This is a genomic window from Streptomyces sp. NPDC050147, from assembly GCF_040660195.1.
GTDB lineage: Bacteria > Actinomycetota > Actinomycetes > Streptomycetales > Streptomycetaceae > Streptomyces.
Genome location: NZ_JBFALJ010000001.1, coordinates 30,719 through 56,629, shown reverse-complemented (window position 1 = coordinate 56,629; position 25,911 = coordinate 30,719). Strand labels below are relative to the sequence as shown.

Annotated in this window: 18 protein-coding genes; 13 read left to right on the top strand and 5 right to left on the bottom strand. The window is 69.5% G+C overall.

Annotation, left to right across the window (positions count from 1 at the left end; genetic code table 11):
- Positions 1-47 precede the first annotated feature (47 nt).
- From AB0I94_RS00235 to AB0I94_RS00225, 3 genes are all read left to right on the top strand, one after another.
- Positions 48-251, top strand: coding sequence for a cold-shock protein (locus AB0I94_RS00235; RefSeq protein ID WP_160504463.1), 204 nt, complete (start codon positions 48-50; stop codon positions 249-251).
- 94 nt (positions 252-345) lie between these two features.
- Positions 346-2,019 (top strand): DEAD/DEAH box helicase, encoded by a 1,674-nt coding sequence (locus AB0I94_RS00230; protein ID WP_363307103.1) that lies wholly within the window; start codon positions 346-348, stop codon positions 2,017-2,019.
- 173 nt (positions 2,020-2,192) lie between these two features.
- Positions 2,193-3,053 (top strand): pentapeptide repeat-containing protein, encoded by an 861-nt coding sequence (locus AB0I94_RS00225; RefSeq protein WP_363307102.1) that lies wholly within the window; start codon positions 2,193-2,195, stop codon positions 3,051-3,053.
- Positions 3,054-3,062: 9 nt separating this feature from the next.
- Here AB0I94_RS00225 and AB0I94_RS00220 read toward each other — a convergent pair whose 3' ends face one another.
- Positions 3,063-3,974 carry a hypothetical protein gene (locus AB0I94_RS00220; RefSeq protein WP_363307101.1) on the bottom strand — a complete coding sequence of 304 codons (912 nt, stop codon included), beginning with the start codon at positions 3,972-3,974 and terminating at the stop codon, positions 3,063-3,065.
- 249 nt (positions 3,975-4,223) lie between these two features.
- Between AB0I94_RS00220 and AB0I94_RS00215 the strand changes: the two genes are divergently transcribed.
- Both AB0I94_RS00215 and AB0I94_RS00210 read left to right on the top strand, forming a co-directional pair.
- Positions 4,224-5,021 carry a serine protease gene (locus AB0I94_RS00215; protein WP_363307100.1) on the top strand — a complete coding sequence of 266 codons (798 nt, stop codon included), beginning with the start codon at positions 4,224-4,226 and terminating at the stop codon, positions 5,019-5,021.
- Positions 5,022-5,472: 451 nt separating this feature from the next.
- A complete protein-coding gene (locus AB0I94_RS00210; protein WP_363307099.1) occupies positions 5,473-8,556 on the top strand; it encodes an endo-alpha-N-acetylgalactosaminidase family protein in 3,084 nt (1,027 codons plus the stop codon).
- An 83-nt stretch (positions 8,557-8,639) separates the two neighbouring features.
- Here AB0I94_RS00210 and AB0I94_RS00205 read toward each other — a convergent pair whose 3' ends face one another.
- Positions 8,640-10,418, bottom strand: a complete 1,779-nt coding sequence (locus tag AB0I94_RS00205) for a beta-galactosidase family protein (protein ID WP_363307098.1) — start codon at positions 10,416-10,418, stop codon at positions 8,640-8,642.
- Between the two features lie 138 nt (positions 10,419-10,556).
- Here AB0I94_RS00205 and AB0I94_RS00200 point away from each other — a divergent pair, with 138 nt between their 5' ends.
- The 6 genes from AB0I94_RS00200 (at position 10,557) to AB0I94_RS00175 (ending at position 18,626) form a co-directional block, all read left to right on the top strand.
- Complete coding sequence (locus AB0I94_RS00200) at positions 10,557-11,465, top strand: AraC family transcriptional regulator (RefSeq protein WP_363307097.1); 909 nt, start codon at positions 10,557-10,559, stop codon at positions 11,463-11,465.
- Positions 11,466-11,476: 11 nt separating this feature from the next.
- Positions 11,477-11,812, top strand: coding sequence for a chorismate mutase (locus AB0I94_RS00195; RefSeq protein ID WP_363307096.1), 336 nt, complete (start codon positions 11,477-11,479; stop codon positions 11,810-11,812).
- A 48-nt stretch (positions 11,813-11,860) separates the two neighbouring features.
- Entirely contained in the window at positions 11,861-14,413 is a 2,553-nt protein-coding gene (gene pepN, locus AB0I94_RS00190) for an aminopeptidase N (protein ID WP_363307095.1), read from the top strand.
- Between the two features lie 121 nt (positions 14,414-14,534).
- Positions 14,535-15,389: an NAD(P)H-binding protein gene (locus tag AB0I94_RS00185; protein WP_363307094.1), complete on the top strand. Its 855-nt coding sequence runs from the start codon at positions 14,535-14,537 to the stop codon at positions 15,387-15,389.
- Between the two features lie 403 nt (positions 15,390-15,792).
- The gene (locus tag AB0I94_RS00180; protein ID WP_363307093.1) at positions 15,793-17,184 is read left to right on the top strand and encodes an aminotransferase class V-fold PLP-dependent enzyme; all 1,392 of its coding nucleotides are present in this window, start codon (positions 15,793-15,795) and stop codon (positions 17,182-17,184) included.
- Positions 17,181-18,626, top strand: coding sequence for a SidA/IucD/PvdA family monooxygenase (locus AB0I94_RS00175; RefSeq protein ID WP_363307092.1), 1,446 nt, complete (start codon positions 17,181-17,183; stop codon positions 18,624-18,626). The genes AB0I94_RS00180 and AB0I94_RS00175 overlap by 4 nt, the downstream gene beginning before the upstream one ends.
- A gap of 6 nt (positions 18,627-18,632) precedes the next feature.
- On the opposite strand, the gene AB0I94_RS00170 is transcribed toward AB0I94_RS00175, so the two are convergent.
- Positions 18,633-20,438 carry a 5'-nucleotidase C-terminal domain-containing protein gene (locus AB0I94_RS00170; protein ID WP_363307091.1) on the bottom strand — a complete coding sequence of 602 codons (1,806 nt, stop codon included), beginning with the start codon at positions 20,436-20,438 and terminating at the stop codon, positions 18,633-18,635.
- 148 nt (positions 20,439-20,586) lie between these two features.
- Between AB0I94_RS00170 and AB0I94_RS00165 the strand changes: the two genes are divergently transcribed.
- Both AB0I94_RS00165 and pyk read left to right on the top strand, forming a co-directional pair.
- A complete protein-coding gene (locus AB0I94_RS00165) occupies positions 20,587-21,312 on the top strand; it encodes an SIMPL domain-containing protein (RefSeq protein ID WP_363307090.1) in 726 nt (241 codons plus the stop codon).
- Between the two features lie 169 nt (positions 21,313-21,481).
- Positions 21,482-22,918, top strand: a complete 1,437-nt coding sequence (gene pyk / locus AB0I94_RS00160; RefSeq protein WP_363307089.1) for a pyruvate kinase — start codon at positions 21,482-21,484, stop codon at positions 22,916-22,918.
- Between the two features lie 3 nt (positions 22,919-22,921).
- Here the strand turns inward: pyk and AB0I94_RS00155 are convergent, their stop codons facing one another.
- Positions 22,922-24,826 (bottom strand): alkyl sulfatase dimerization domain-containing protein, encoded by a 1,905-nt coding sequence (locus tag AB0I94_RS00155; protein WP_363307088.1) that lies wholly within the window; start codon positions 24,824-24,826, stop codon positions 22,922-22,924.
- Positions 24,827-24,945: 119 nt separating this feature from the next.
- Entirely contained in the window at positions 24,946-25,734 is a 789-nt protein-coding gene (locus AB0I94_RS00150) for a helix-turn-helix domain-containing protein (protein WP_363307087.1), read from the bottom strand.
- Between the last annotated feature and the right edge of the window lie 177 nt (positions 25,735-25,911).

Sequence of the window (25,911 nt, the reverse complement as noted above, 5' to 3'; positions counted from 1 at the left end):
CCATAATTCCGTGGTTTTCCTTTTCTGCCCCTGTTGAGGAGATTGACATGGCAACTGGCACCGTTAAGTGGTTCAACGCTGAAAAGGGCTTCGGCTTCATCGAGCAGGACGGCGGCGGCCCCGACGTCTTCGCCCACTACTCGAACATCGCGTCCTCGGGCTTCCGTGAGCTCCTCGAGGGCCAGAAGGTCTCCTTCGACGTCACGCAGGGCCAGAAGGGCCTGCAGGCCGAGAACATCGTTCCCGCCTGATCGTCGTAGCACGCGAACCTCATAGCCGGGGCCCGCACCAGGAAGGTGCGGGTCCCGGCTTGTGCTGTCACCAGGTCCAGGAAGGCATTTCCGTATGAATCGCTCCGAACGCCCAGCACGTCCTGCCCGCGGGCGCTCCACGAACGCACGCGGAAAGGCCCCGGTGGCCGGTGGCGGCCAGGCGAAGGGCGCCGCGAAGAAGCCCGGGCGCCCCAAGGCGAAGCCCGTCGGGGGTGAATTCGCGCTGCCCCAGAGCACCACGCCCGCACTCCCCGCGGTCGAGGCGTTCGCCGACCTGGACATGCCCGAGGCCCTCCTGAAGACGCTGGCGGCACAGGGCCTGACCGAGCCCTTCCCGATCCAGGCGGCCACGCTTCCCAACTCGCTCGCCGGCCGCGACATCCTGGGCCGTGGCCGCACCGGCTCCGGCAAGACCCTGGCCTTCGGCCTCGCGCTCCTGGCCCGCACCGCGGGCCGTCGCGCCGAGCCGCGCTCGCCCCTCGCCCTGGTCCTGGTCCCCACGCGGGAACTCGCGCAGCAGGTGACGGACGCCCTGACGCCGTACGCGACATCCGTGAACCTGCGCATGTCGACGGTCGTCGGCGGCCTCTCCATCACCAAGCAGGCGGGGACGCTCCGCCGCGGCGCCGAGATCATGGTGGCGACCCCCGGCCGTCTCAAGGACCTCATCGAGCGCGGCGACGCGGACCTCTCGCAGGTGCGCACGACGGTCCTCGACGAGGCCGACCAGATGGCCGACATGGGCTTCATGCCGCAGGTCACCGCGCTCCTGAAGCAGGTGGAGCAGGGCGGTCAGACGATGCTCTTCTCCGCGACGCTCGACAAGAACATCGACCGCCTGGTCCGGATGTTCCTCACCGACCCGGTCGTGCACTCGGTCGACCCGTCCGCGGGCGCGGTGACGACGATGGAACACCACGTTCTGTACGTCGCCGACGAGACCGACAAGAAGGCGGTGGCCCTTCGTATCGCCGCCCGTGAGGGCCGGGTGATCATGTTCCTCGACACCAAGCGCGCCGTGGACCGCTTCACCAAGCGGCTGCTCGCCAACGGTGTACGGGCCTCCGGACTGCACGGCGGCCGTTCGCAGCCGCAGCGCAACCGGACCCTGGACCAGTTCAAGACCGGGCAGGTCACCGCGCTCGTCGCCACCAACGTGGCGGCCCGCGGCATCCACGTCGACGACCTCGACCTGGTCGTGAACGTCGACCCGCCCACCGACCACAAGGACTACCTCCACCGCGGTGGGCGCACGGCGCGTGCCGGTGAGTCCGGCAGTGTCGTCACGCTCGTCCTGCCGGACGAGAAGCGGGAGATGACGCGTCTGATGTCCGACGCGGAGATCTCCCCCAGGACGGCGCGGGTGAAGTCCACGGACGACGAGCTCGCCCGCATCACCGGGGCACGGGAGCCGTCCGGAGTGCCGGTGGTCATCGACGTTCCGCAGCAGCAGCAGGCTTCGCCGCAGCGGGGGCGCAGGCGTCCCGCCGGGCAGAGCGGGGGAGGCCAGGGCCAGCGCCGCTCGCGCCCCCAGGGGCAGACGCAGTCCCAGGGCGGCGGCCAGGGCCAGGCCCGGTCCCAGTCCCAGTCCCAGGGCCAGCCTCGGTCCCAGTCCCAGTCCCAGGGCCAGTCCAGGACCCAGCCGCAGGCCGGCGGCAGGCCCTCCGCGGGGGGCTCGACCGGTGGTGGCCGCGCCAGGCGTGGCGGCGGTCGCCCCAGCGGGGGCGCGGGGCGCCGGGCGGCATAGCGCTGTCCTCGGCGGCAGGGCTCGTACCCCGCCGCCGAGGCTCGTACCCCGCTGTCGGGGCGGGCGCCGCGTTCTCACCGCCCCGGCGGTATCCGCTGCCGGACAGGCCCTTCCCGCCCATCCGCCCACCCGCACGATTGCCCTGCGACGCAAGAGGACCGAAGGAGGCCCCGATGCCCGAGAAGAGTGAGCGTCAGTTGCTCCCCCTCGCCGACAGCGACGACCGGCAGGACCTGCGGGCCGACTGCGGGAGTTGTTTCGGGCTCTGCTGCGTGGCCCTCACCTTCTCCAAGTCCTCGGACTTCCCCGTCGACAAGGCGGCCGGCACCCCCTGCACCAACCTCCGGCAGGACTTCCGCTGCGGCATCCACCAGAAGCTGCGCCAGAAGGGCTACTCGGGCTGCACGGTCTACGACTGCTTCGGCGCCGGGCAGAAGGTCTCACAGGCCACCTTCGGCGGCACCGACTGGCGCCAGGACCCCGAGACCGCCCGCCAGATGTTCGACGTGTTCCCGGTGATGCGCCAACTGCACGAACTGCTCTGGTACTTGACCGAGGCGCTCACCCTGCCCCAGACCCGCCCGATCACAGCGGAGCTCCGGCGCGCGCTGGAGAAGACCGAGCGGCTCACCGAGGGCACCCCGGCCGCGGTGGCGGAGACGGACGTGGCCGCACACCGTGCGGACGTCAACGTCCTGCTGCTGCGCACCAGTGACCTCGTGCGCGCGGACATCCGCCGGAAGAAGAAGGACCGCAGGGGAGCCGACCTCTTCGGTGCCCGCCTGCGCGGCGCCGACCTCCGAGGTGTCACCCTGCGCGGCGCCTGCCTCATCGCCGCCGACCTCCGCGGCGCCGACCTGCGCCAGACCGACCTGATCGGCGCGGACTTCCGGGACGCGGATCTGCGGGGCGCGGACCTCACCGGCAGCATCTTCCTGACGCAGTCGCAGGTGAACGCGGCACAGGGCGACGCCGAGACGAAACTGCCGCCGTTCTTGGCCCGCCCCACGCACTGGGACCGGCCAGGCCCCTGACCTCCGCCCTCACGTATCGCACTCCAGGACCGTCCGGCACAACGTGCACCGCGCCCGCACCCGCCCCCGGACAGGCAACCGGATGCGCTGCTGACACGTAGGGCAGGGGAAGGAGACCCGTGGCGGCTCGGCCCCGCCCGGCCCGCGGGAGAACGAGTACGCCCCACCCGCGGGTGAGGCCCCCGCCCCGCCGGAACCCCCCTCCAGCGCATGCCGCCGGTCCTTCGCGTACCGCCGCCGCCCCGCCCACCCGGCAGCCGTCAGCGGCGGCTGCTGCTCGTCGCGCCGGGCCTGGGCGAGACCCTTCGTATAGGCGGTGTACGCCTGCGCGCTGGTGAACCACGTCTCCGGCGCCTCACCGAAGGCGATGGCCCGCTTGGCCAGGACGTACCCGAACTCCTCCGGCGTGAGATACCCGAGCTTCTGGGACGAGGCGCCGTCCTCCCGATAGGCGTCCAGAAGGAGCCACCCCGCCCCCAGATACGTGGTTGCGGTGTCCGTGAGGATCTCGTTGTCACCGGTGCCGGGAAACACCAGATCTAGCCGGTGCAGATACACGTGCATGATCTCGTGGGCGAGCGCCGCGCCGATGTCCCTGCGGTGCGTGCGGAACCGGTCGTTGAGTTCGATGAAGTACTCCGGCCCCGCGGTGAGTTCGACGTTCGCCGCGTGCTCCATCTCGCGGAAGCCGACGATCACGCGGGCGTCCGGAAGCCGCAGGTGGCGCACCATCTCCCGGGCCACGCGCTGCACGCCCAGATACAGATCGTCCTGGTCGGAGAAGGCGACGTCGGCGGGGACGATGCTGGCCTCGAAGGTGTGGACGGTGTCGTACGACAGGCGCTTGTAGAGCGCGGTGATCGCGGAGCGCACCGTCTCCAGGTGGGGGTATCCGTGCACCACCGGTCCGCCGTCCGTCACGCCGGCACCCCCTTGGAGACGTCCTCGACCGGCCTCCACTGTAAGGCGGCTCCCCGGCGGCAGAACCGGGTGACGCGGGAGGCGCTGGCCGAAAACCGCCCCTTGCTCTATCCGGACACCGATCTCCATAATCCGACCAACGCTTTGGCGGGCTCATGCCATTCTCGCGTTCGTCGCGGGTGAGGTACGGGTCCGCCGTCGCGTGAAACCCCCCACGACCCCCCACAACCCCCCACGAAGGGAAGCCCGTTGAACACCAAGCTGCGTGGAGTCAAGAGAGCCGCCACCCTCGGTGCCATCGCCCTCGCCGCCGTCAGTCTCCAGCCCGTCGCCGCCTCCGCGGCCCCGCACCCCGGCCCCGCCCCGGGCGAGCGCGTGGTCGGCGGCACCCCCGCCGAGCAGGGCGAATTCCCGTTCATGGTCCGTCTGTCGATGGGCTGTGGCGGCGCGCTGTACGCCCAGGACATCGTGCTGACCGCCGCCCACTGCGTGGACGGCTCGGGCGACAACACGAGCATCACCGCCACCGGTGGTGTCGTGGACCTGGAGAGCCCCGACGCGATCAAGGTGAAGTCCACGAAGGTCCTGCAGGCGCCGGGTTACGACGGCAAGGGCAAGGACTGGGCGCTCATCAAGCTCGCGAAGCCGATCGACCAGCCCACGCTGAAGATCGCCAAGGACACCAAGTACAACGAGGGCGAGTTCGACATCGCCGGCTGGGGTGCCGACAAGGAGGGGGGCGAGCAGCAGCGCCACCTCCTCAAGGCGAAGGTCCCCTTCGTGAGCGACGCGGACTGCGAGGCGGCGTACGGCGCCGACCTCACGCCCGGCGAGGAGCTCTGCGCCGGCAAGCTGGCGGAGGGCGGCGTGGACACCTGCCAGGGTGACTCCGGTGGCCCCATGTTCCGCAAGGACGAGGCCGGTGAGTACGTCCAGGTGGGCATCGTCAGCTGGGGCAACGGCTGTGCGCAGGCCAAGTTCCCCGGTGTCTACACCGAGGTGTCGACGTTCGCCGGTGACATAGAGAAGGCGGCTTCGGAACTCTGAGGTTCTGCTGGACGCGGGGTCTGACCAGTGCGGTCGGGCCCCGCGTTCGCTTTTGCGGGGTACGGCAACGGTTCGTGTGTGGGTGCGGGGCCGCGCCGGTATGTCCGTCCTCGCTATCGTCCGGTGGCCGCCTGGTTGCTTCGGCACCGGAGCGCCGCGAACCGTGCTCCGGGCAGACATACCGCCACGTCCCCTCGCGAGCGCTCCCGACTGCGGCCAATCGATGGCTGATCGATGGCACTGCAGGGCAATCGGGCGGGTGGGCGGGAAATGCTTGTTCGGTCAGGGAGGGCTGCGGGGCGAGCGGGCGGGTGGGTGGGAGGGGCTTGTTCGGTGCGAGGTAGGCGCGGGGTGCCGTTAGTCCAAGACCTGCCCCACCTTTGTCCATGGGCCCGCATGCCCCTTCCGGCGCAGGGTGACCGCACCGAGATCCGTCCCACGGAGGGGTGCCATGCAGCAGCCGTCAGACACGTCCGGCCCGAGCCGCAGAGCCGTAGTCGCCACGGGCGCGCTGGCCGGGGTCAGCGCCGCCATCGGCCTCGGGGGCGCCGCAACCGCAGCGGCAGGCGAAGCCGTCCTTCGCTCGGCCGAGCTGGAGGTGCGCGTCGCCACCGACTTCCCCCGCATCGTCTCGTACACGGACCGTGCCTCCAAAGCGGTCCTGCACGCCCAGTCGGAAGCCGTCACCACGCTCCTGGTGGACGACGTCACGCACACCCCGACGGTGACCACCAAGAGGGTCGGGGGTGATCGCATCGAGTACGTCCTCGGTCTCCGCGATGGCGCCACCACCATCACCGTCGAGATCACCGTCGAAGGACGCCAAGTGCGTTGGCGGGTGAGCGAGATCGATGATTCAGATGCCCTGCGCGTCGGCACGCTCCGCATCCCCGGCCTCACCCTCCTCGCCGTACGCAGCGATCAGCCCGGCGCCACCCTCCTCGCCGCCAGGATCCAGCTGGACAAGGCCAAGAGCGGGGACACCGAGGTCGAACTGACCCCTGACACCCCCGCCGAAGCGGCCACCGGATGCGCCTACGCCGTGGTCGCGCACGACACGCTCGGCGGCGCCGTCGAGACCAACACCGTCTACGACAAGCCCACCACCGAGGCCGGGACGACCTGGGACAACGGCCGCCTCTGGCGGCAGACGGTCAGGAAGAACGGATATGTGGAGGCACGGCTGACCCCCGGCCAGTGGACGCACCGCGCGGCCACCGCCGCCGTCGGCGACACCGAGCCCCTGCCGTACGCCACCGTCGTCATCACCGGCGACCGCAACGGCGACGGCAAGGTCGACTGGCAGGACGCGGCCATCGCGTTCCGCGACATCATGGTGAAGCCCCTCGGCGCGGACGAGCAGCACCTGCGCGTCGTCCCGCACATCCCGTTCAACTTCGCCTCGCAGGCCACGAATCCGTTTCTCGCGACCCTCGACAACGTCAAGCGGATCCACCTGGCGACGGACGGCCTGCGCCAGTACACGCTGCTCAAGGGCTACCAGTCCGAGGGGCACGACTCCGCGCATCCCGACTATGCGGGCAACTACAACACCCGTGCGGGCGGCCTCGACGACCTCAACACCCTGGTCACAGAAGGCAAGAAGTGGAACAGCGACTTCAGCGTGCATGTGAACGCCACCGAGTCCTATCCCGTCGCGAACGCCTTCTCCGAGAAACTCGTCGACAAGACCAACGAGCAGTGGGACTGGCTGGATCAGAGCTACCGCATCGACCAGCGCAGGGACCTGGTCTCGGGCGACATCGTCAAGCGGTTCGCGGATCTGCGCAACGAGGCGGACGGCGCGCTCAACGCTCTCTACATCGACGTGTTCCGTGAGTCCGGGTGGACCTCCGACCGGCTGCAGCGCGCACTGCGCGAGCAGGGCTGGATCGTCACCAGCGAATGGGGGCACGGTTTCGAAAGGTCATCCGTCTGGTCGCACTGGGCGACGGAACCGGATTACGGCCCTGACACGTCCCGGGGCATCAACTCACGCCTGATCCGCTTCATCCGGAACCACCAGAAGGACGTGTTCGCCGACAAATGGCCGACCCTTCTGGGCATAGCCCGTATGGGTAATTTCGAGGGCTGGGTCGGCAAGACGGACTGGTCGTACTTCTACGATCTGATCTGGACCGACTCACTGCCCGCCAAATACCTCCAGGCCCACCCCATCAAATCCTGGGGGGAGCACGAGATCAGTTTCTTCGGAGAGGGCGCAACGACGGTTTCCGACGCGGACGGCACCCGTCGGATCACGACCGACGGCCGTGTCGTCTACGAGGGGGACAGCTATCTGCTGCCCTGGGAGCCCCGCAAGGCCACCGACCCCGCGAAGCTCTACCACTACAACCCCAGGGGCGGGAAAAGCACGTGGCGGCTGCCCCGCGGGTGGTCCGGGCTGTCCAGGGTCGCGCTGTACCGGCTCACCGATCAAGGGCGGGTCCTCGTCGCCGATGTTCCGGTGCGCGGCGGCAAGGTGACCCTCGACGCCAAGGCCAAGCAGCCCTACGTCCTCTACCGCCGCCGCGCCGCCGCACTGCCCGACCCCGGCTGGGGGCAGGCCACCCCTCTGCACGACCCCGGCTTCCACTCCGGGTCCCTGCGGGGATGGCGGGTCTCCGGGCCCGCATCCGTAGAGCGCAGCGAGCTCGGTGACCACGAACTCGTCATCGGCTCGGGCGGCAAGGCCGCCGTCGGCCAGCGGTTGCGCCGCCTGAAGGCCGGAGCGTACGTCGCCTCCGTGCAGGTCGAGGTCGGGGAGAAGGCGGGCGACGAGCGCAAGGCCACCCTGGAGGTGCGCACCGCCGACGGCGTCACCGCCGCCAACTGGACGCGGACCTCCACGGCGGGCAACTACGTGGCGGCCGACCGCAAGCACGGCACCCGCTTCCAGCGGATGTTCGTGCCCTTCACCGTCCCCGAGGGCGGCGGCCCCGCCGAGCTGACACTGCGGGCCGACGCGGGCCACGCGCGCGTGCGCTTCGACAACGTACGGATCGTCTCCGCCACGCGGCGCGACGCCCCCGGGAAGGGCACGCTCGCCTCCGAGGACTTCGAGCACGTGCCGCAGGGCTGGGGACCGTTCGTGAAGGGCGACGCGGGGAACGTCACCGACCCGCGCACGCACATCGCGCAACGGCACGCCCCCTACACGCAGCGCGGCTGGAACGGCAAGGCCATCGACGACGTCATCGACGGCTCGCAGTCCCTCAAGTCACGCGGCGAGAACACCGGGCTCGTCTACCGCACCGTCCCGCACACCGTCCGCTTCGAGGCGGGCAAGCGCTACCGCGTCTCGCTCCGGTACGAGAACGAGAAGGCGGCGCAGTACGCGTGGATCACCGCCGTCGACGAACCCGCAGCCCGTGAACTAGACCGCAAGGAGCTGCCCGTCGCCACCCAACCCACGGCCCTGACCTACGAGTTCACCGCCCCGGCCAAGGGCGAGGCATGGGTCGGTCTGCGCAAGACCGGGGACGACGGGACCGCCGAGTTCGCGCTGGACGCCTTCGAGGTACGGGAGATCTGAGGCGCCCCGAGGGAGCCGGAGAGGCCGTGCGCGGCCTCTCCGGGCCTCACGGTTTCCGCTGCCCTCAGGGCCCCCGGCTGCCTTCACGGCCTCCGCTGCGTTCGCGGGACCGGGGCCAGGGAAAGCTCCTCGGCGCCCGCCCCTTCCAGCTCGAGCACCCACACCTCGTTCCCGCCCTCCCGCAGCACCGGGCCCGGAACGAACAGCGACGTCTGCGGGCCCATCGACCAATAGCGGCCCAGGTTGAAGCCGTTCACCCAGACGAACCCCCGCGTCCAGCCAGGAAGTTGCACAGTCGCGTCACCAGGCCCCGCCACGTCGACCGTGCCCCGGTACAGGCCGGGCCGCCCGGCGGGCGCCTCCTCACCCGCCGGAACACCCCGCACGGCCGACGGCACATCGAACGCGTCGAGCCGCAACCCCCGGGCCCGCACCCCGTGCAGATACTGCCGTTCGTGCAGCACCCCACCGGTGACGCCCTTCGCCTCACCGGTCCGCGGCCCGTAGTTGACCCTCCCCAGGGACTCCACCCACAGCTCCACGCGCGCGTGCCCGGCGACAGGCTCGGCGAGAACCGGCTCCTCCTCGGTGAGGACACCGGCCCGCACCCCGTCCACGTACACCACGGCGAGATCCCGCAGCCCCCGCACACGCAGCGGGTAGGGCCGCCGCGGCCCCGGCACCGTCAGCGTGTACTGGACCAGACCGCGGTCGACGTCGAGCTCTTCGAAGGTGGGCGGTACGGCGTACTCCGCCAGGCGGCCGCCGAGCGACTCCATCACGGCGGACAGCGGCGCCCACTGAGTGAGCCCCACCGCAGCACGCTCCCCCAGCGAGGGCGGCGGCGCGGGCGGCTCCGGCAGCGGACCCTCCACGTACGGGGCGAGCACCTCACGGAAGAGCCAGAACTTCTCCGTGGGCCGCCCGAACTCGTCGATGGGCGCGTCATAGTCGTACGAGGTGACGTCCGGCTCAAGAACGCCGTCATGCAGGGCGCCACCGCCCCGGTTCGCGCCTGCCCACCCGGCGAAGTTCGTGCCGCCGTGCGCCATGTACAGATTGACCGACGCCCCGCACTCCAAGATCTCCCGCAGCGCGTCCGCGGCATCGGCCGCGTCCCGCACGACATGCTCCGCGCCCCAGTGATCGAACCAGCCGCACCAGAACTCCATGCACATGAGCGGCCCCTTGGGACGGTGCGCGCGCAGCGTCTCGAAGCCCGCACGGGCCTGCGAGCCGAAGTTGGCCGTCGCCAGGACACCGGGGACGGAACCGCCGCTCAGCATGTGGTCCTCGGGGCCGTCGGAGGTGAACAGCGGCACACTCACGCCCTCGGCCCGCAACAAGTCGGCGAGATGGCGGAGGTAGACCTGGTCCGAGCCGTAACTGCCGTACTCGTTCTCCACCTGCACCATGATCACGGGACCGCCACGATCGTGCTGGCGCGGCACGACCTGCGTCATGAGACGACCGAACCAGCGGTCCACATGCCCCAGATACTCCGCGTCGCGGGTACGCGCGCGTGCCCCCACCGCGCCCGTCAGCCAGTGCGGAAGGCCGCCGTTCTCCCACTCGGCGCAGATGTAAGGGCCCGGCCTGACGATCGCCCACAGACCCGCCTCCCGCGCGGCGTCCAGGAAACGGCCGAGCGCGTCGACGTCCCTGAACTCCCCGGGGTGCGGCTCGTGCACATTCCACGGGACGTACGTCTCCACACAGTTCAGGCCCATGGCGCGCAGCATCGCGAGGCGGTGGCCCCACTGCGCCTCGTGCACCCGGAAGTAGTGCAGCGCACCGGAGAGCAGCCGAACGGGCCGCCCGTCCAGCTCGAAATCGTCCTCGCCCACCCTGAAGCCGTTCATCTTCTCCCTGTGTCCCTCTCGCTCACGTTCCCCTCCGACACGATCACCTCTGGCGGGCGGCAGGGTCCATGGACAAAGATCTAGGCGGGTTGGACGCAGCGAGCGGGCCGCGGCCCGGACCGAAAGGGGCATCAGCGGATGTACCACACGTGGATGCGGTATTTCACGCCGAGCCCGTCCCACCACCGCCTCGGTCTCGCCTGCCTCGGGGTCGGCCTCCAGCACGGCCTCCTGCCGACCGTGGGCCCGCGCACCCTCGACCACCACGTGGCCGTCGTCGTCAGCGCCGGCGGCGGCTGGTTCCAGGGCACCGACGGCAGGCGTACGACGGTGAAGGCACCCGCGCTGATCTGGCTCACCCCCGGAGTGCGCCACCACTACGGGCCCGACCCGCAGACCGGCTGGGACGAGTGCTTCGTCGACTTCACCGGGCCCGCCACGACGACGTACACCGAACTCGGCTACATCGAACCCGGCAGACCCGTGGTGCCGCTCTCCGACGCCACCGGGGCACGGGCCGCCGTCGGGCGCATCGCACGCGCGGCACGGCGCGGCAACCCGCTCCTGGAGGTCGAGACGGGCGCCGCCGTCCACGAACTCCTCGTCGCGCTGCGCAGGGCCCGCGCCGACATCGCCCCCGACGGCGACCCCGTGCTCCAGGCACTGGCCCGCGACGCCTTTCAGCCGCTGTCCGTCGCCGAGCACGCGGCACGGCACGGCATGACCCCCGCGGAACTGCGCACGGCGGTCCGCAGGGGCGCGGGCTGCAGCCCCAAGGACTACCTCCTCGGCATCCGCCTGGGACGCGCCAAGGAACTCCTCGCGGCCACCGAGCTCCCGGTCGCCGCCGTCGCGCGCCGCGTCGGCTACGACGACCCCGCGTACTTCTCGCGACTGTTCACGCGACGCGTGGGCATGGCACCCGTGCGCTTCCGCGAACAGCAGGGACGTGCCGTCCCGGGCGGCTGGTCGCAGCAGATCCCCGACCCGGACCACCCGCCGATCCTGCGCTCCGGCGCAGTCGGCGGCGACGGACCGGCAACGTAGGCTCGTGGACCATGACCACCAGCCACACAAGTGACGCGAACGGCGCCGGAGCCGCGGACGAGGCCGTGCGCGCCGAGCTGTCCCGCCTGCGCGACAGCATCGACAACATCGACGCCGCCGTCGTCCACATGCTCGCCGAGCGCTTCAAGTGCACCCAGCAGGTCGGCCATCTCAAGGCCAACCACCACCTCCCGCCCGCCGACCCGGACCGCGAGGCCCGCCAGATCGCCCGGCTCCGGCAGCTCGCGGAGAGCGCCAAACTGGATCCGGCGTTCGCCGAGAAGCTGCTCAACTTCATCATCGCCGAGGTCATCCGCCACCACGAGACGATCGCCAAGTCGTCGTGACGCGAAGCTGCCGGACCGCTTGTCAGTGACATCAGGCAGCATGGACCCATGCCCGTACTGACGCGCGACGAAGCGCAGACCCGAGCCCGGCTCATCGACGTCCAGCGGTACACGGTGGAGCTCGACCTGACCCGGGGAGCCGAGACCTTCGACTCCCGCACCGTCATCCGGTTCACGGCGCTCGGCGGGCCCGCGGCCACGGTCGACACCTTCGTCGAGGTGAAGCCCGCCGAGCTGCGCTCCGTGACCCTGGACGGGCAGGCGCTCGACCCGGCGGACCTCACCGAGAACCGGCTCGCGCTCACCGGACTCGCCGCGGGCGAGCACGAACTGCGCGTCGAGGCGGCCATGCGCTACTCCCACACCGGCGAGGGCATGCACCGCTTCACCGACCCCACGGACGGCGAGACGTACGCGTACACGCAACTGTTCCTGGAGGACGTGCAGCGCGTCTTCGCCGCCTTCGACCAGCCCGACCTGAAGTCCGTCTTCGAGCTGACCGTCACCGCCCCCGAAGGCTGGACGGTCCTCGCCAACGGCGTCACCGAACACACCGGCGGCGGCACATGGCAGGCCGCCCCCACCCCGCTGATCTCCACGTACCTGGTCGCCGTCGCCGCAGGACCCTGGCACTCGGTCCGCACCGAACACCGCGGCCTCCCCTTCGGCATCCACTGCCGCCGCTCACTGGCCCCCTTCCTGGACGCCGACGCCGACGAGATCCTCGACGTCACGCGCGCGTGCTACGACCGCTACCACGAGAAGTTCGACGAGCCCTACCCCTTCGACTCCTACGACCAGGCGTTCGTCCCGGAGTTCAACGCCGGCGCGATGGAGAACCCCGGACTCGTCACCTTCCGCGACGAGTTCATCTACCGCTCCGCCGTCACCGAGACCGAACGCCAGACCCGCGCCATGGTCATCGCCCACGAGATGGCCCACATGTGGTTCGGCGACCTCGTCACCCTGCGGTGGTGGGACGACATCTGGCTGAACGAATCCTTCGCCGAGTACATGGGCTTCCAGACCACCGCCGAAGCCACCCTTCCCCAAGCTCTCCACTCCGTTCGAGCAGGGGAGGCCCCATCCACCGACCCCTGGACCGACTTCGCAATCGCCCGCAAGGCCTGGGGATACGACGCCGATCAGCGCCCCTCCACCCACCCCGTCGCCCCCGACCCGGACGCCGTGCCCGACACCGCGTCCGCGATGCTCAACTTCGACGGCATCTCGTACGCCAAGGGCGCCTCCGCCCTGCGCCAACTCGTCGCCTGGCTCGGCGAGAAGGACTTCCTCGCCGGCATCAACACCCACATCGCCCGGCACAAGTTCGCCAACGCCACCCTCAGCGACTTCATCGAGTCCCTCGCCCACGCCACCGACCGCGACGTGCACGGCTGGGCCGACGCCTGGCTGCGCACCACCGGCGTCGACACGCTCACCTCGACCGTCACGCACGATGCCCGGGAATGGACCCTCACCGTCGACCGCGAAGGCACCCGCCCCCACCGCGTCGCCGTCGGCGTGTACGACCGCGACCTCACCGACCCCCAGGGCCTGGTCCTGCGCGAGCGATACGAGCGGGACATCCCCCACCTCACGGCGTCCACGCCGCGCGACGGCGGCCGCCCCGCCCTGATCGTCCCGAACGACCAGGACCTCACCTACGCCAAGGTCCGCCTCGACGAGGTCTCCATGGAGACGGCCCTGCGCAGCCTCTCCCGCGTCCCGGACGCGCTCACCCGCGCCGTCCTGTGGAACAGCCTGCGCGACATGGTCCGCGACGGCGAACTCGAAGGCACGGCCTACCTGGAGGCGGCCCGCGCCCATCTGCCCGACGAGAGCGACCTCGCCCTCGTCCAGGGCGTCCTCGCCTTCGCCACCACCCACGTCGCGGACCGCTTCCTGCCCCCGGCGCTGCGCACCGCCGCCCTCACCACCCTCACCGAGCTGTGCCGCGACCTCATCCGGCGCACGGAGGACGGATCGCACGCGGGCCTGCGGCTCACCGCCGTGCGCGGCCTCATCGACGTGGCGACGCGCCCCGACCCGCTCCAGGAGTGGCTCACCGAGGGCACCGTCCCCGGCGGCCCCGAGCTCGACCCCGAGCTGCGCTGGCGCGTCCTGACCCGCCTCGCCGTCCTCGGCGCCGCCGACGAGTCCGCGATCGCCGCCGAACTGGAGCGCGACCCCAGCGCCACCGGACAGGAGGGCGCGGCCCGCTGCCGTGCCGCGCTGCCCGACCCGGAGGCCAAGCGCCGCTCCTGGGAGGCGATGTTCGCCACCGACGACCTCTCCAACTACCTCCTCACCGCCACCGCCCAGGGCTTCTGGCAGCCCGAACACGCCGATCTCGTACGGGAGTACGTGCCCCGCTACTACGAGGACGCGGTCGCCGTCGCGGCCCGCCGAGGCCCCGCCATCGCCGACGTCGCCGGACGGTGGGCCTTCCCCGCCTCCTTCGTGGACGCCGAGACCCTCCGCCTGGGCGAGCAGTGCCTGCGCGACGCCGACCCCATCCCCGCGCTGCGCCGCAAGCTGGCCGACCAACTGGACGACCTGAAGCGGGCGTTGCGGGTACGGGAAACGACCGGGTCCTAGGCCGTTTCGAGCGGGGGACTAGGTCCGCGGGCCTACGCGGACCTGGTCCCAGCCGACGATTCCGTGGCCCACGCGGCGGCCTAGGGTCGAAGCTCCAGCACAAGATCCCTAGGAGTTTCCCGTGATCGTCGTCACCGGTGCCACCGGAAACGTGGGCCACGCCCTCGTCACCCAGCTCACCGCCGCTCAAATCCCCGTCCGTGCGCTGACCCGCGACCCGGGGCGGGCGAGGCTGCCCGAGGGCGCCGAAGTGGCACGCTTTGACCCCGCCGCCGAACCGGCGGACCTCGCCCCGCTGTTCGACGGCGCATTCGCCCTCTTCCTGCACATGGCGGCCGTCGGCGAGCACACCGACGCGGTCCTCGCCGCGGCCCGGAAGGGCGGCGTCCAGCACGTCGTCGTGCTGTCGTCGGGCATCATCGAGGACGGCGCCGACAAGACCCACCCCATCTACGTCGCCCACGCCGACCTCGAACAGCGGGTGCGCGAGAGCGGCCTCGGCTGGACCTTCCTGCGGCCCAACGCCTTCGCCGCCAACTCCTTGCAGTGGGCGGACCAGATCCGAGCCGGTGACATCGTGCGAGGCCCCTTCGCGGGAGCCCTGACCGCGCCGATCCACGAGGCGGACATCGCCGCCGTCGCCGCCCGCGCGTTCCTCGACGACGGGCACCGGGGCGCCGTCCACCGCCTCACGGGTCCCGCCGCGGTGTCCACCGAGGAGCAGATCCACACCATCGGCCAGGCACTCGGCCGCGACCTGCGGTTCGTCGAGGTGCCGCCGGAGGAGGTGACCGCGGACATGTTCCCGCACGTACCCGCGGGGATGCTGCCGGCCATCCTGGAGTCCTTCGCCGAAACCGTCGGCGTCACACCGGAGATCAGCTCCACCGTGGAATCGGTGACGGGCACCCCGGCGAGGACGTTCTCCGAGTGGACCCAGGGCCACAAGAACGATTTGGGCCTGAGGCCCCCATAAGAGACGCAGGAAACAACGCCGCGCGCAGGAGATCGACGGTTGCGCCCCGCAAGGGGCGCGAGGAACGGCGCAACAAGCCACAACATGCCCGCAGGGGACAGGCGGCGGATGCGCCCCGAAGGGGGCGCGGGGAACGGCGCGCCAAGCCACAACGTGCCCGCAGGCGACAGGCGGCGGATGCGCCCCGAAGGGGGCGCGGGGAACGGCGCAACAAGCCACAACATGCCCGCAGCCAAATTCCGCCCACCCGCGCGGAGCGCCTAGCAGCCCCGCCCACCCCAACACGCCTCCTCGGCGTGGCAGTACCACTTTCGGGTCCGGATCGTTGAGCTCTCCGGGCGTGCCGTCCACTCGGCGGACAGGCTGGTAGTCCCCGCCCGCGCGCACCCGAAGGACATCGCCCATGAGCACTCCGCCGCCCCTCGCCGGAGGAGCCCAAGGACCCGACGCGCTACGGCCGTTGCTCACCGCCACCCTGGACGCCCTGCGCACCGGAGCGACCGCCCGCGGAGGCCCGCTCCCGGCAGGCGGACCCACCGCCGTGGCCGCCCGGGTGCGCGAGGCCGCCGGAGAAGTCCTGCCCACCCGGGGCGAAGGCGCCGAAGCGGCCCTGCGCACGCTGGTCCACACATTCGCCGAGGGCGCCGCCGACCCCGCGGACCCCCTGTGCGCCGCCCACCTGCACTGCCCGCCGCTCGCCCTCGCCGTCGCCGCCGACCTGGCCGCGTCCGCGCTCAACCCCTCGATGGACTCCTGGGACCAGGCCCCCGCAGCCTCAGAGATCGAAACCCTCGTCACCCGCGCCCTCGCGGCACAGGCCTACGGCGCCGACAGAGCAGACGCCCTCGTCACCACCGGCGGCACGGAGTCCAACCAGCTCGCCCTGCTCCTGGCCCGCGAACGCACCGCCACGCACGGCCCCCTCCAGCTCCTCGTCGGCGAGAACGCCCACCACTCGCTGGCCCGCGCCGCCTGGCTGCTCGGCATGCCGGAACCGGTCACCGTCCCCGCACCCGCAGGCGTACTCGACCCCGCCGCCCTCGACGAGGCGCTCACCGGGCTCACGGGACCACCCGGCTCATTCCTCGTCACCGCCACCGCGGGCACCACCGACGCGGGCCTCATCGACCCCCTCGACCAGATCGCCGGCCTCTGCGCGGACCACGGCGCCCGCCTGCACATCGACGCCGCGTACGGCGGACCGCTCCTCTTCAGCGACGTACGAAGAGCGCTGCTGCACGGCATGGAGCACGCCGACAGCATCACCTTCGACCTGCACAAGCTCGGCTGGCAGCCCGTCGCGGCCGGACTGCTCCTGGTCCGCGACGGCCGCGACCTCGCGGCGCTCGACCACCACGCCGACTACCTCAACGCGGGCGACGACACCGAAGCGGGCCTCCCCGACCTCCTCGGCCGCTCCCTGCGCACCACGCGCCGACCCGACGTACTCAAACTCGCCGTCACCCTCAAAGCCCTCGGGAAAGAGGGGATCGGCGCTCTGGTGGACCAAGTCTGCGCCCAGGCCGAAGAGTTCGCCGACCTCGTCGCCGCACATCCCGGCTTCGAGCTGTACGACCGGCCCGTCATCAGCACGGTCCTGTTCCGGCCCGTAGGCGCCGACGACGACCACATCGCGTACATCCGCCGTGAACTGCTCGGCCAGGGCCGCGCCGTACTCGGGCGCGCCACGATCGACGGACGCCGCTGGCTCAAAGCCACCCTCCTCAACCCCCACACCCGGCCCGGCGACCTCGCCGAGCTCCTGAAGCTCGTGGAAGGAACCACCCCCCGATGACCGGCCAGAACGACAAGCCCGCCCCGCCGCTCACCACCCCCGAGGACCCCCGGGACCTGGTCGGCATCGGCATCGGCCCCTTCAACCTCTCCCTCGCCGCCCTCGCCCAGCCGCTCACCGGACTCGACGCCGCCTTCTACGAACAGCGACCCGGCTTCCACTGGCACCCCGGACTCCTCATCGACGGCGCCAGCCTCCAAGTACCTTTCCTCGCCGACCTGGTGACCCTCGCAGACCCGGCGAACCCCTGGTCCTTCCTCAGCTACCTCAAGACCCGCGAGCGGCTCTTCCCCTTCTACTTCGCCGAGCGCTTCCACATCCAGCGCGCCGAGTACGACGCGTACTGCCGCTGGGTCAGCCAGAACCTGCCCGCACTGCACTTCGGGCACCAGGTCGACGCGGTGCGCTGGAACCCCGAACGACACCTCTTCGAAGTCGACTTCACCCAACTCGACACCGAGGGCGAGGCCGAAGCGCTCGGCCGGACCTACACGAAGAACATCGCCGTCGGCGTCGGCACCGCCCCCTACATCCCCGAGCCCCTCAAGCCCCTCGCGGACGCCCCCACCGTCCCCGTGATCCACTCCGCGGACTACCTCCTGCACCGCGACCGGCTGCTCGCCGCCGACCACATCACCGTCATCGGCTCGGGCCAATCCGGCGCCGAGGTCTTCCTCGACCTGCTCAGGCACCGCCCGACAGGCGCCGAGAAGATCCACTGGCTCGCCCGCACCGAGGCCTTCGCCCCCATGGAGTACTCCAAGCTCGGCCTCGAACACTTCACCCCGGACTACACCCGCTACTTCCACTCCCTGCCCGAAGCCGTACGCGACGGACTCGTCCCCCAGCAGTGGCAGCTCCACAAGGGCATCGACGCCGACACCATCGCCGCCATCCACGACGAGCTCTACCGGCGCACCCTCCACGGCGGCTGGCCCGACGCCGTCCTCACCCCCGGCGTCTCCGTGCGCACCGCGGGCCGCGTCGCCACCACCCGCGTGGAGCTCCACCTGGAACACCTCCAGCAGGGCACCCGCTCCCGACTCACCACGGACGCGGTCGTGCTCGCCACCGGCTACCGCGAGCGCCCACTCGACCAGCTCCTCGCGGGCCTCGACCCCTACATGCGCCGCGACTCCGCGGAACGCCCCCGCGTCGACGAGCAGTACCGCCTCGTCCTCGACCCCTCCGTCACCGGCAGCGGCAGCAACGTCTACGTACAGAACGCCGAACGCCACACCCACGGCGTCGGCGCCCCCGACCTGGGCCTCGCCGCCTGGCGCAGCGCCACCATCCTCAACGCCCTCACCGGGCAGTCCCCCTACCCCCTCCCGCAACGCACCGCCTTCACCAGCTTCGGCCTCCAAGAACCCCAGGACCGCCGCGCCGCCCCCCACCTCATCGGCGAGCAGCGCGGCAACCTCGTACCCCTCAAGAACTGACGCCGGTCAGAACACCGGAGTGCCGTCCCGGGTCAGCTTCCAGTCCACCGACGCGAACTGGGCCGGGTCGACCGTCCCCTTCGCCCGCACCCACTGGATGATCGTGTTCCGGATCTCGTCCGAATTCGCCCACAGCTGCTTGGCGCCCGCCACATGCGGGAAGTTGCCGCCGCCGCTCGCGCGGTAGTTGTTGACGGCGAGTACGAACTCCGCCTTCGGGTCGACGTCCTTGCCGTCGAAGCTCAGCTTCGTGATCCGCGAACCCGCCGGCTTGGCGATGTCGATCTCGTACGTCACCCCGTACAGCGCGTCATAGTTGTAATCAGGGATGTTGTCCGCGTTCGTCAGCTTCGCCGGGTCCACCGGGGCGCCGGCCGCCGTCCGCACGTAATAGCGCGCCGAGAACTCCAGGTACTCCTTGAGCTGCGCACCCGTGAGGAGCCGCGCCTCAAGGGTGTTCTCGAACGGGTAGAGCCCCGCAGCGTCCTTGATCGTCACCTCACCCGCCGGGATACCCGCCGTACGCGAGAAGCACGACGCCTGCGAGAGCACAGGAAGCGCCGCGTACTGACCGCCCTTCAGCGCCTCCTCGACCGTCTGAGCCTGAACATGGCTGATCAGATCGATGATCGCGACATCCTTGTACGGGCCTTCGGCCGTGCTCATCGCCTGCGTCGACGTGCCGATCACCTGGTTGACGTACGCGACGACCTTCTTGTGCTCGTCGCCCAAGAGGCGAGTGACCTTCCTGTCCTCCGCCGCCGTGTTGGAGTTGAGGACCTGCGCGCCGACCTTCTCCACCGTCCAGCGCCCCTTGGCCCACACCAGGTCGAAGTCGAAGAGCGTCAGGCGCTGGCCCCACTTCAGCGGCTCGGACAGGACGACCTTCTTGCCGGTCTCCTTGTTCTCCACGAAGTACTCGGCGATCTCCGTGTGCGCGTGCCCGACCAGGATCGCGTCGATGCCGGGCACCTGCTCGGCCACCAGACCGGCCGCGTTCTCGACGTGCGGGAGCTGATCACCGTACGAGGACGTGCCGCTGGAGCCGGAGTGCGCCGAGACGATCACCACGTCCGCACCCATGGAACGCAGCTTCGGCACCCACTTGGCCGCCTGCTCCTCAAGCCCCGGGAACGTCATCTTGCCCTGCACGTTCGCCTTGTCCCAGATCGCGATCCCCGGATTGGTCAGGCCGAGGACCGCCACCTTCACGTCACGCCCGTGCGGGGTGCGCAGACGCTTCATGAAGTACGGCGGGAAAGCAGGCTTCTGCGTCTTCGCGTCGAGAGCGTTCGCCCCGAGGAGCGGGAAGTCACACTGCTCCTCGAACTTCCGCAGCACGGGAATGCCGTAATTGAACTCGTGATTACCGAGCGCCGCCGCGTCGTAACCGATGCTGTTCATCGCCTGCGCCATCGGATGGACCGGGCCGCGCGCGGCGGTGATCGGATCGATCTTGGCGTAGTAATACGAGAGCTGGGTGCCCTGAATGGTGTCACCCGCGTCGATCAGGAGCGTGTTGCGGCGGCCTCTCTCCTCACGGATCTCATTCACGAGCGTGGAGATCTTCGCCAGGCCCACGTCGTTGTGGTCCTTGTCGTCGAACTCCTTGTCAGTGAAGTAGTCCCAGTTGAAGACATTGCCGTGCAGATCCGTCGTGCCCATGACGGTGAACGAGTACCGCTTCTTCCGCTTGGCGGGCTTCCCGTGCGCCTGCGCCGACGCGGACGGCGCGGCAGCCACCCCGCCCGCGAGCGCCACGCCCGTGGCGGCGGCGGACTTGCCCAGGAACTTCCGGCGGTTCAGCGGCATTCGTACTCCCCTTGGACCATGGTCAACCTATGTAACGCGCGTAGATAACGCGCGTAGATTCTGACCCCGACCACCCCACCGGCAACAGACCCCGCAGGTTTCGATCCGATGACTGTCCGGTGCCGTGCCCCAGTGCGAGAGTGGCCGCATGGACGACACCACCCCCGAGACCACCCCCACCCCGGCCCCCTACGGCACCCCCGGCGCCCCGCGCCTGGCCGTGAAAGGCGAGGCCCACCTCGAAGTCGACCCCGAGATCGCCCGCATCGGCATCACCGTCAGCGCACGCGGCACCGACCGCCGCGACGCCCTGAACGACCTGACACGCCGCAACGCCACCGTCATCGACCTCGTGAAAACGTACGGCGAATCCGTCGAAACCCTCGAGACCGGCGCCTTCTCCATCAGCCCCGAACTCACCAAACACGGCCGCGGCGAACGCGTCCGCGCCTACCACGGCCGGGTCCACATCACCGCCGAACTCACCGACTTCACCGCGCTCGGCGAACTCACCACACGCCTCGCCGACCTCGAACTCACCCGCGTCGACGGCCCCTACTGGGCCCTGCGCCCCGACTCACCCACCCGCCGCGACGCCCGCCAGCACGCGGTACGGGAAGCCGTACAGCGAGGCAGGGAGTACGCGGAAGCACTGGGCACCACCCTCGCCGCCCTCGTCGAACTCGCCGACATCGGCGCCGAGAACGCCCAGCCGTACGGCTACGGCGCCCCCACCCCCGCCATGCGCACCATGGCCTACGGCGGCGCCGCCGACATGGCCCAGGAAGCCGCCCCCCTCGACCTCGAACCCCAGCGGCAACACGTCTACGCACAGGTCAACGCCCGCTTCACGATGACACCGCCACAGCTGTAACCGCAGAGGGCATTGCACAGGACATTCACGCCGCGGGGCACCCGCTAAATCGCTCATCAGAGCAACGCCCCGCACAATTCAACACTTGTCAATAACCCTTCACGCAAAGGTTGTTGAGTAGTCATGCCCAGCCAATTCCCTACCGACCAGTAAGCCCTAGGCTCGAACCATGCGCCGAGCGAAAATCGTCTGCACCCTGGGCCCCGCCACCGACTCGTACGACCAGATCAAGGCACTGGTCGAAGCCGGAATGGACGTAGCCCGCTTCAACCTCAGCCACGGCACATACGCCGAACACGAGGAGCGCTACCAGCGCGTACGAAAGGCGTCCGACGAGACCGGCCGCAGCGTCGGCGTCCTCGCCGACCTTCAAGGCCCGAAGATCCGCCTCGGCCGCTTCAGCGAAGGACCCGTACTCCTTGAACGCGGAGACGAGTTCACCATCACCGTCGAAGAAGGCATCGAAGGCGACCGTCAAACCTGCGGCACGACCTACGACGGCCTCGCCGAAGACGTCACCCCCGGCGAACGCATCCTCGTGGACGACGGCAAAGTCACCCTGGAAGTCACCGCCGTCGACGGACCCCGCGTCACCACCACCGTCGTCGAAGGCGGCATGGTCTCCGACCACAAGGGACTCAACCTCCCCGGCGTCGCCGTCTCCGTCCCCGCACTCTCCGACAAGGACGAAGCGGACCTGCGCTGGGCACTGCGTTCAGGATTCGACGTCATCGCCCTGTCCTTCGTCCGCAGCGGACGCGACATCGAAGACGTACACCGCATCATGGACGAAGAAGGCCGCCGCCTCCCCGTCATCGCCAAGGTCGAGAAGCCACAAGCCGTCGAAAACATCGACGACATCGTCGCCGCCTTCGACGCCATCATGGTCGCCCGCGGCGACCTCGGCGTCGAAATGCCCCTCGAACAAGTACCGATCGTCCAAAAGCGCGCCATCAAACTCGCCAAGCGCAACGCGAAACCGGTCATCGTCGCCACCCAAATGCTCGACTCGATGATCGACAACTCCCGCCCCACACGCGCCGAAGCATCAGACGTCGCCAACGCCGTCATCGACGGCACCGACGCCGTCATGCTCTCCGGCGAAACCAGCGTCGGCAAATACCCCATCGAAACCGTCCGCACCATGGGCCGCATCGTCGAGGCAGCCGAGGAAGACATCCTCGCCAAAGGCCTCCCACCCCTGACCGAACGGAACAAACCCCGTACCCAAGGCGGCGCCGTCGCCCGCGCCGCCGCCGAAATGGGCGATTTCCTCGGCGCCAAATTCCTCGTCGCCTTCACCCAGTCCGGCGACACAGTCCGCCGCCTCTCCCGCTACCGCTCACCCATCCCCCTGCTCGCCTTCACCCCGGACCGGGCCACACGCTCCCAACTCAACCTCACCTGGGGCGTCGAGACCTTCCTCGGCCCGCACGTCGAATCCACCGACGCCATGGTCCGCCAGGTCGACGAGCTGCTCCTCAAGTACGGACGCTGCGAGAAGGGCGACGTGGTGGTCATCACCGCAGGCTCCCCACCCGGAGTCGCCGGCTCCACCAACCTCGTACGCATCCACCACATCGGCGAGGACGACAACCCCCAGTAACCCCTACGGCGTCACGATCGCGAAACCCGGATCCGGCCTCTCCACCACGCCAAGCAACCGGGTGAGGAGCGACGCGTCCCCCTCCACCTCGATGTCACCAAGCCCCTTGCCGCCCAGCATCGCTAGCAACTGGGGCTTGGTCATCATCAGCGTCACACCCGCCTCCGGGTCCCTCTTCGCGTCACTGCGATACGTCAACACGCCGTGCCGCAGGGTCAGATGCCACACCTTGCCCAGCGCCGGAAGGCTCCAGTCCATCCGCAGCTTCAGGTCCCAGGCCTTCGGCCCGTTCACACGGATCGCCACGGAATCGATCAACTGATCCACAGAGAGAGCCATCAACATGTCGGCACTCACCACGGACGTAGGAGCGTCCTGCACGCCCTCACGCAACTCCTGGGCGCCCATCAGATAGAAGTTCCGCCACACGGCGTTCTCCGAAGCCTGCCCCAACTTGGTGTAGACGCGGGCCAGTTCTGACCTCGCCGCCTTGTGGCCCGGGTCCGCGAACACGACATGGTTGAGCAGCGTCACCGCGAACCGCAGATCACCACTTTTCGCGAACGACCTGGCCTTCGCGACCGTCGCCGTACGGCCACCCATGGCCTTGACGTACCGCTTGGCCTCCTCGACGGGCGGATGCTCCCAAAGATGCGCGGGATTACCGTCGAACCAACCCATGTACCGCTGATAAATGCCCTTCACGTTATGGCTCAGCGACCCGTAGTACCCACGATTCGCCCACACGCCGGCGAGCGCGGGCGGCAGCTCGATCTCCTCGGCGATCTCCCGCCCCGTCATCCCCGCATTGATCATCCGCAGGGTCTGGTCATGCATGTACGCGTACAGATCCCGCTGCTGCTCCAGCAACTCCACGATCGTGTCCCCGCCCCACGTAGGCCAGTGATGCGAGGCGAACGCGACATCCACCCGCCCGTCGAACAACACCACGGACTCATCGAGGTAATGCGCCCACTGCCGGGCGTCCCGCACCTGGGCGCCGCGCAACGTGATGATGTTGTGCATCGTGTGCGTCGCGTTCTCCGCCATACAGACGGCACGCAGCTTGGGGAGGAGGAAATTCATCTCCGTCGGCGCCTCGGTCCCCGGCGTCATCTGAAACTCGAACCTCACCCCGTCCACAGTCTCGACCTGACCCGTCTCGGTGATGTCCTTGGTAGGCGGAATCAACCCGATCGACCCCACGGAAATGCTCTGCCCGAGCCCACAACCAATCTGCCCCCCAGGTGACTTGGGCAGCGACGCACCGTACATGTACCCGGAGCGCCGCTGCATCGCAGTCCCGGCGTAGACATTCTCCGAGACGGCATGCTCCATAAAACCGTCGGGAGCGAGGATCGGCACGTCACCGGCCCCGTCCGGGAGGACACCACGGCACCCGCCGAAATGATCGACGTGCGGATGCGTGTAGATGAGCCCGGTGACCTTCTTGTCGCCACGGTGCGCGCGGTAGAGCTTGAGCGCGGCGGCAGCGGTCTCCGCCGAGATCAGCGGATCGATGACGACGACGCCGGTATCGCCCTCGACGATCGTCATGTTCGACAGATCGAGGCCACGCACCTGATAGACGCGATCGGTGACCTTGTAGAGCCCCTGCTTCGACACGAGCTGCGACTGGCGCCACAAACTCTTGTGCGCTGACTCGGGGGCATCGCCCTTGAGGAAGTCGTAGGCGTCGTTGTCCCAGACGACCTGCCCCTTGGCGTTCTTCACGACACCCGGAGTGAGGGCGGCGATGAACCCCTTGTCGGCGTCGGCGAAGTCGTCACCGCCGCTGCGGATGCCTTCGCGGTCGACCGCGGACGCGGTCTGGGGATTCATGGCCACGGCCGCCGCGGCGGCACCCGCGGCAGCGGCGACGAAGCTGCGCCTGTTCAGGGGAGTCATGGGGCCGAAGATCGCAGCGGGGCACGGGGCGGGGCAAGGGTTCGCCGTGGATTTGGGGCAGCTCCCAGGGAGGGCGGGGGAGGGGTGTGACGTGTCCTATTGCGTGGGCGTGGGGTGGGTCAGTATTTGGGGCCTACGTGGGTGTCCATGAGGGCTACTGAGGCTTTGCGGGCGACGGAGATGTTGAAGGGGTCGCTGCCGCGTGCGAGCGTCGTCCATTCGACGCCGACCATGTCGAGCGTGTCCGTGAAGAGCTTGCGGATGTCGTCGGACTTGTTGCTGAAGAAGTACCTGGGGTACTCGTAGCGCTTCCGCTCGCCGCCGATGATGCGGGTCGTCCAGTTGGTGATGCGACAGCCGTCGGAGTGAATGAGGCCGCGGATGAACTCCCAAGGGTGGGCGTCGACGATCTCCTGTTGCCAGGGTTCCAGGGCGATCCGACGCTCGTGTTTCTTGCCCGCTCCGTGTTGCGGGAACATGCACCACAAGTGGTTCGAGTAGACCTTGACGTTGCTGCACCCCGTTCTGCGCACTCGGCACACGGAGTTGTCCGGGAAGACAGCACGCATGGCTCGTTCACAGGCGTCCATGAGGCCCGGCCACGACTGAGTGCAGGCGATCATCAGGCTAGGTACACGGTGGCCGGAGTACTGGATGATGTGCCCGTCTCCGAGGTAGAGCCCCAGAAGGTAGGAGTACGCCACCATGTCGAGATCGCGGCCGTCGCACTGCGGGCACTTGGGGTCGTGTTTGCCCGGACACTCTCCGCGCTTGGCGCGGTCCATATGTCGCCAGTACGCGATGGTGCCGCTCGGGACATTCAGCCGACGGGCAACCTCGGCGTTCTTTGCGCCGCCTCGAAGCAGCGTGAGGGCTTTCTGCCGTACCTCTGTGCCGTGGAAGATCATGGCACCACTCTGTGTGACCGATTGTGGCAGTGCGTAGCAAAAGGCGGATGTTCACGAGAATGTGAACATCCGCTTAGCTTGCTTTTTAACCTTTGCGAGCTACCAGGGTGTGGTTTCCGCTGAATCCGGAGGGGTGTTCAGGTATTCGGTCGCGGACCGGCGGGTAACTTGGCAGGC

Bases quoted from the DNA above. Each gene is read 5' to 3' on its own strand.
- AB0I94_RS00225 (WP_363307102.1), top strand. From the start codon at position 2,193: ATGCCCGAGAAGAGTGAGCGTCAGTTGCTCCCCCTCGCCGACAGCGAC.
- AB0I94_RS00150 (WP_363307087.1), bottom strand. From the start codon at position 25,734: ATGATCTTCCACGGCACAGAGGTACGGCAGAAAGCCCTCACGCTGCTT.
- AB0I94_RS00210 (WP_363307099.1), top strand. From the start codon at position 5,473: ATGCAGCAGCCGTCAGACACGTCCGGCCCGAGCCGCAGAGCCGTAGTC.
- AB0I94_RS00170 (WP_363307091.1), bottom strand. From the start codon at position 20,438: ATGCCGCTGAACCGCCGGAAGTTCCTGGGCAAGTCCGCCGCCGCCACG.
- AB0I94_RS00155 (WP_363307088.1), bottom strand. From the start codon at position 24,826: ATGACTCCCCTGAACAGGCGCAGCTTCGTCGCCGCTGCCGCGGGTGCC.
- AB0I94_RS00230 (WP_363307103.1), top strand. From the start codon at position 346: ATGAATCGCTCCGAACGCCCAGCACGTCCTGCCCGCGGGCGCTCCACG.
- AB0I94_RS00195 (WP_363307096.1), top strand. From the start codon at position 11,477: ATGACCACCAGCCACACAAGTGACGCGAACGGCGCCGGAGCCGCGGAC.
- AB0I94_RS00205 (WP_363307098.1), bottom strand. From the start codon at position 10,418: ATGAACGGCTTCAGGGTGGGCGAGGACGATTTCGAGCTGGACGGGCGG.
- AB0I94_RS00175 (WP_363307092.1), top strand. From the start codon at position 17,181: ATGACCGGCCAGAACGACAAGCCCGCCCCGCCGCTCACCACCCCCGAG.
- AB0I94_RS00180 (WP_363307093.1), top strand. From the start codon at position 15,793: ATGAGCACTCCGCCGCCCCTCGCCGGAGGAGCCCAAGGACCCGACGCG.
- pyk (WP_363307089.1), top strand. From the start codon at position 21,482: ATGCGCCGAGCGAAAATCGTCTGCACCCTGGGCCCCGCCACCGACTCG.
- AB0I94_RS00235 (WP_160504463.1), top strand. From the start codon at position 48: ATGGCAACTGGCACCGTTAAGTGGTTCAACGCTGAAAAGGGCTTCGGC.
- AB0I94_RS00165 (WP_363307090.1), top strand. From the start codon at position 20,587: ATGGACGACACCACCCCCGAGACCACCCCCACCCCGGCCCCCTACGGC.
- AB0I94_RS00200 (WP_363307097.1), top strand. From the start codon at position 10,557: ATGTACCACACGTGGATGCGGTATTTCACGCCGAGCCCGTCCCACCAC.
- pepN (WP_363307095.1), top strand. From the start codon at position 11,861: ATGCCCGTACTGACGCGCGACGAAGCGCAGACCCGAGCCCGGCTCATC.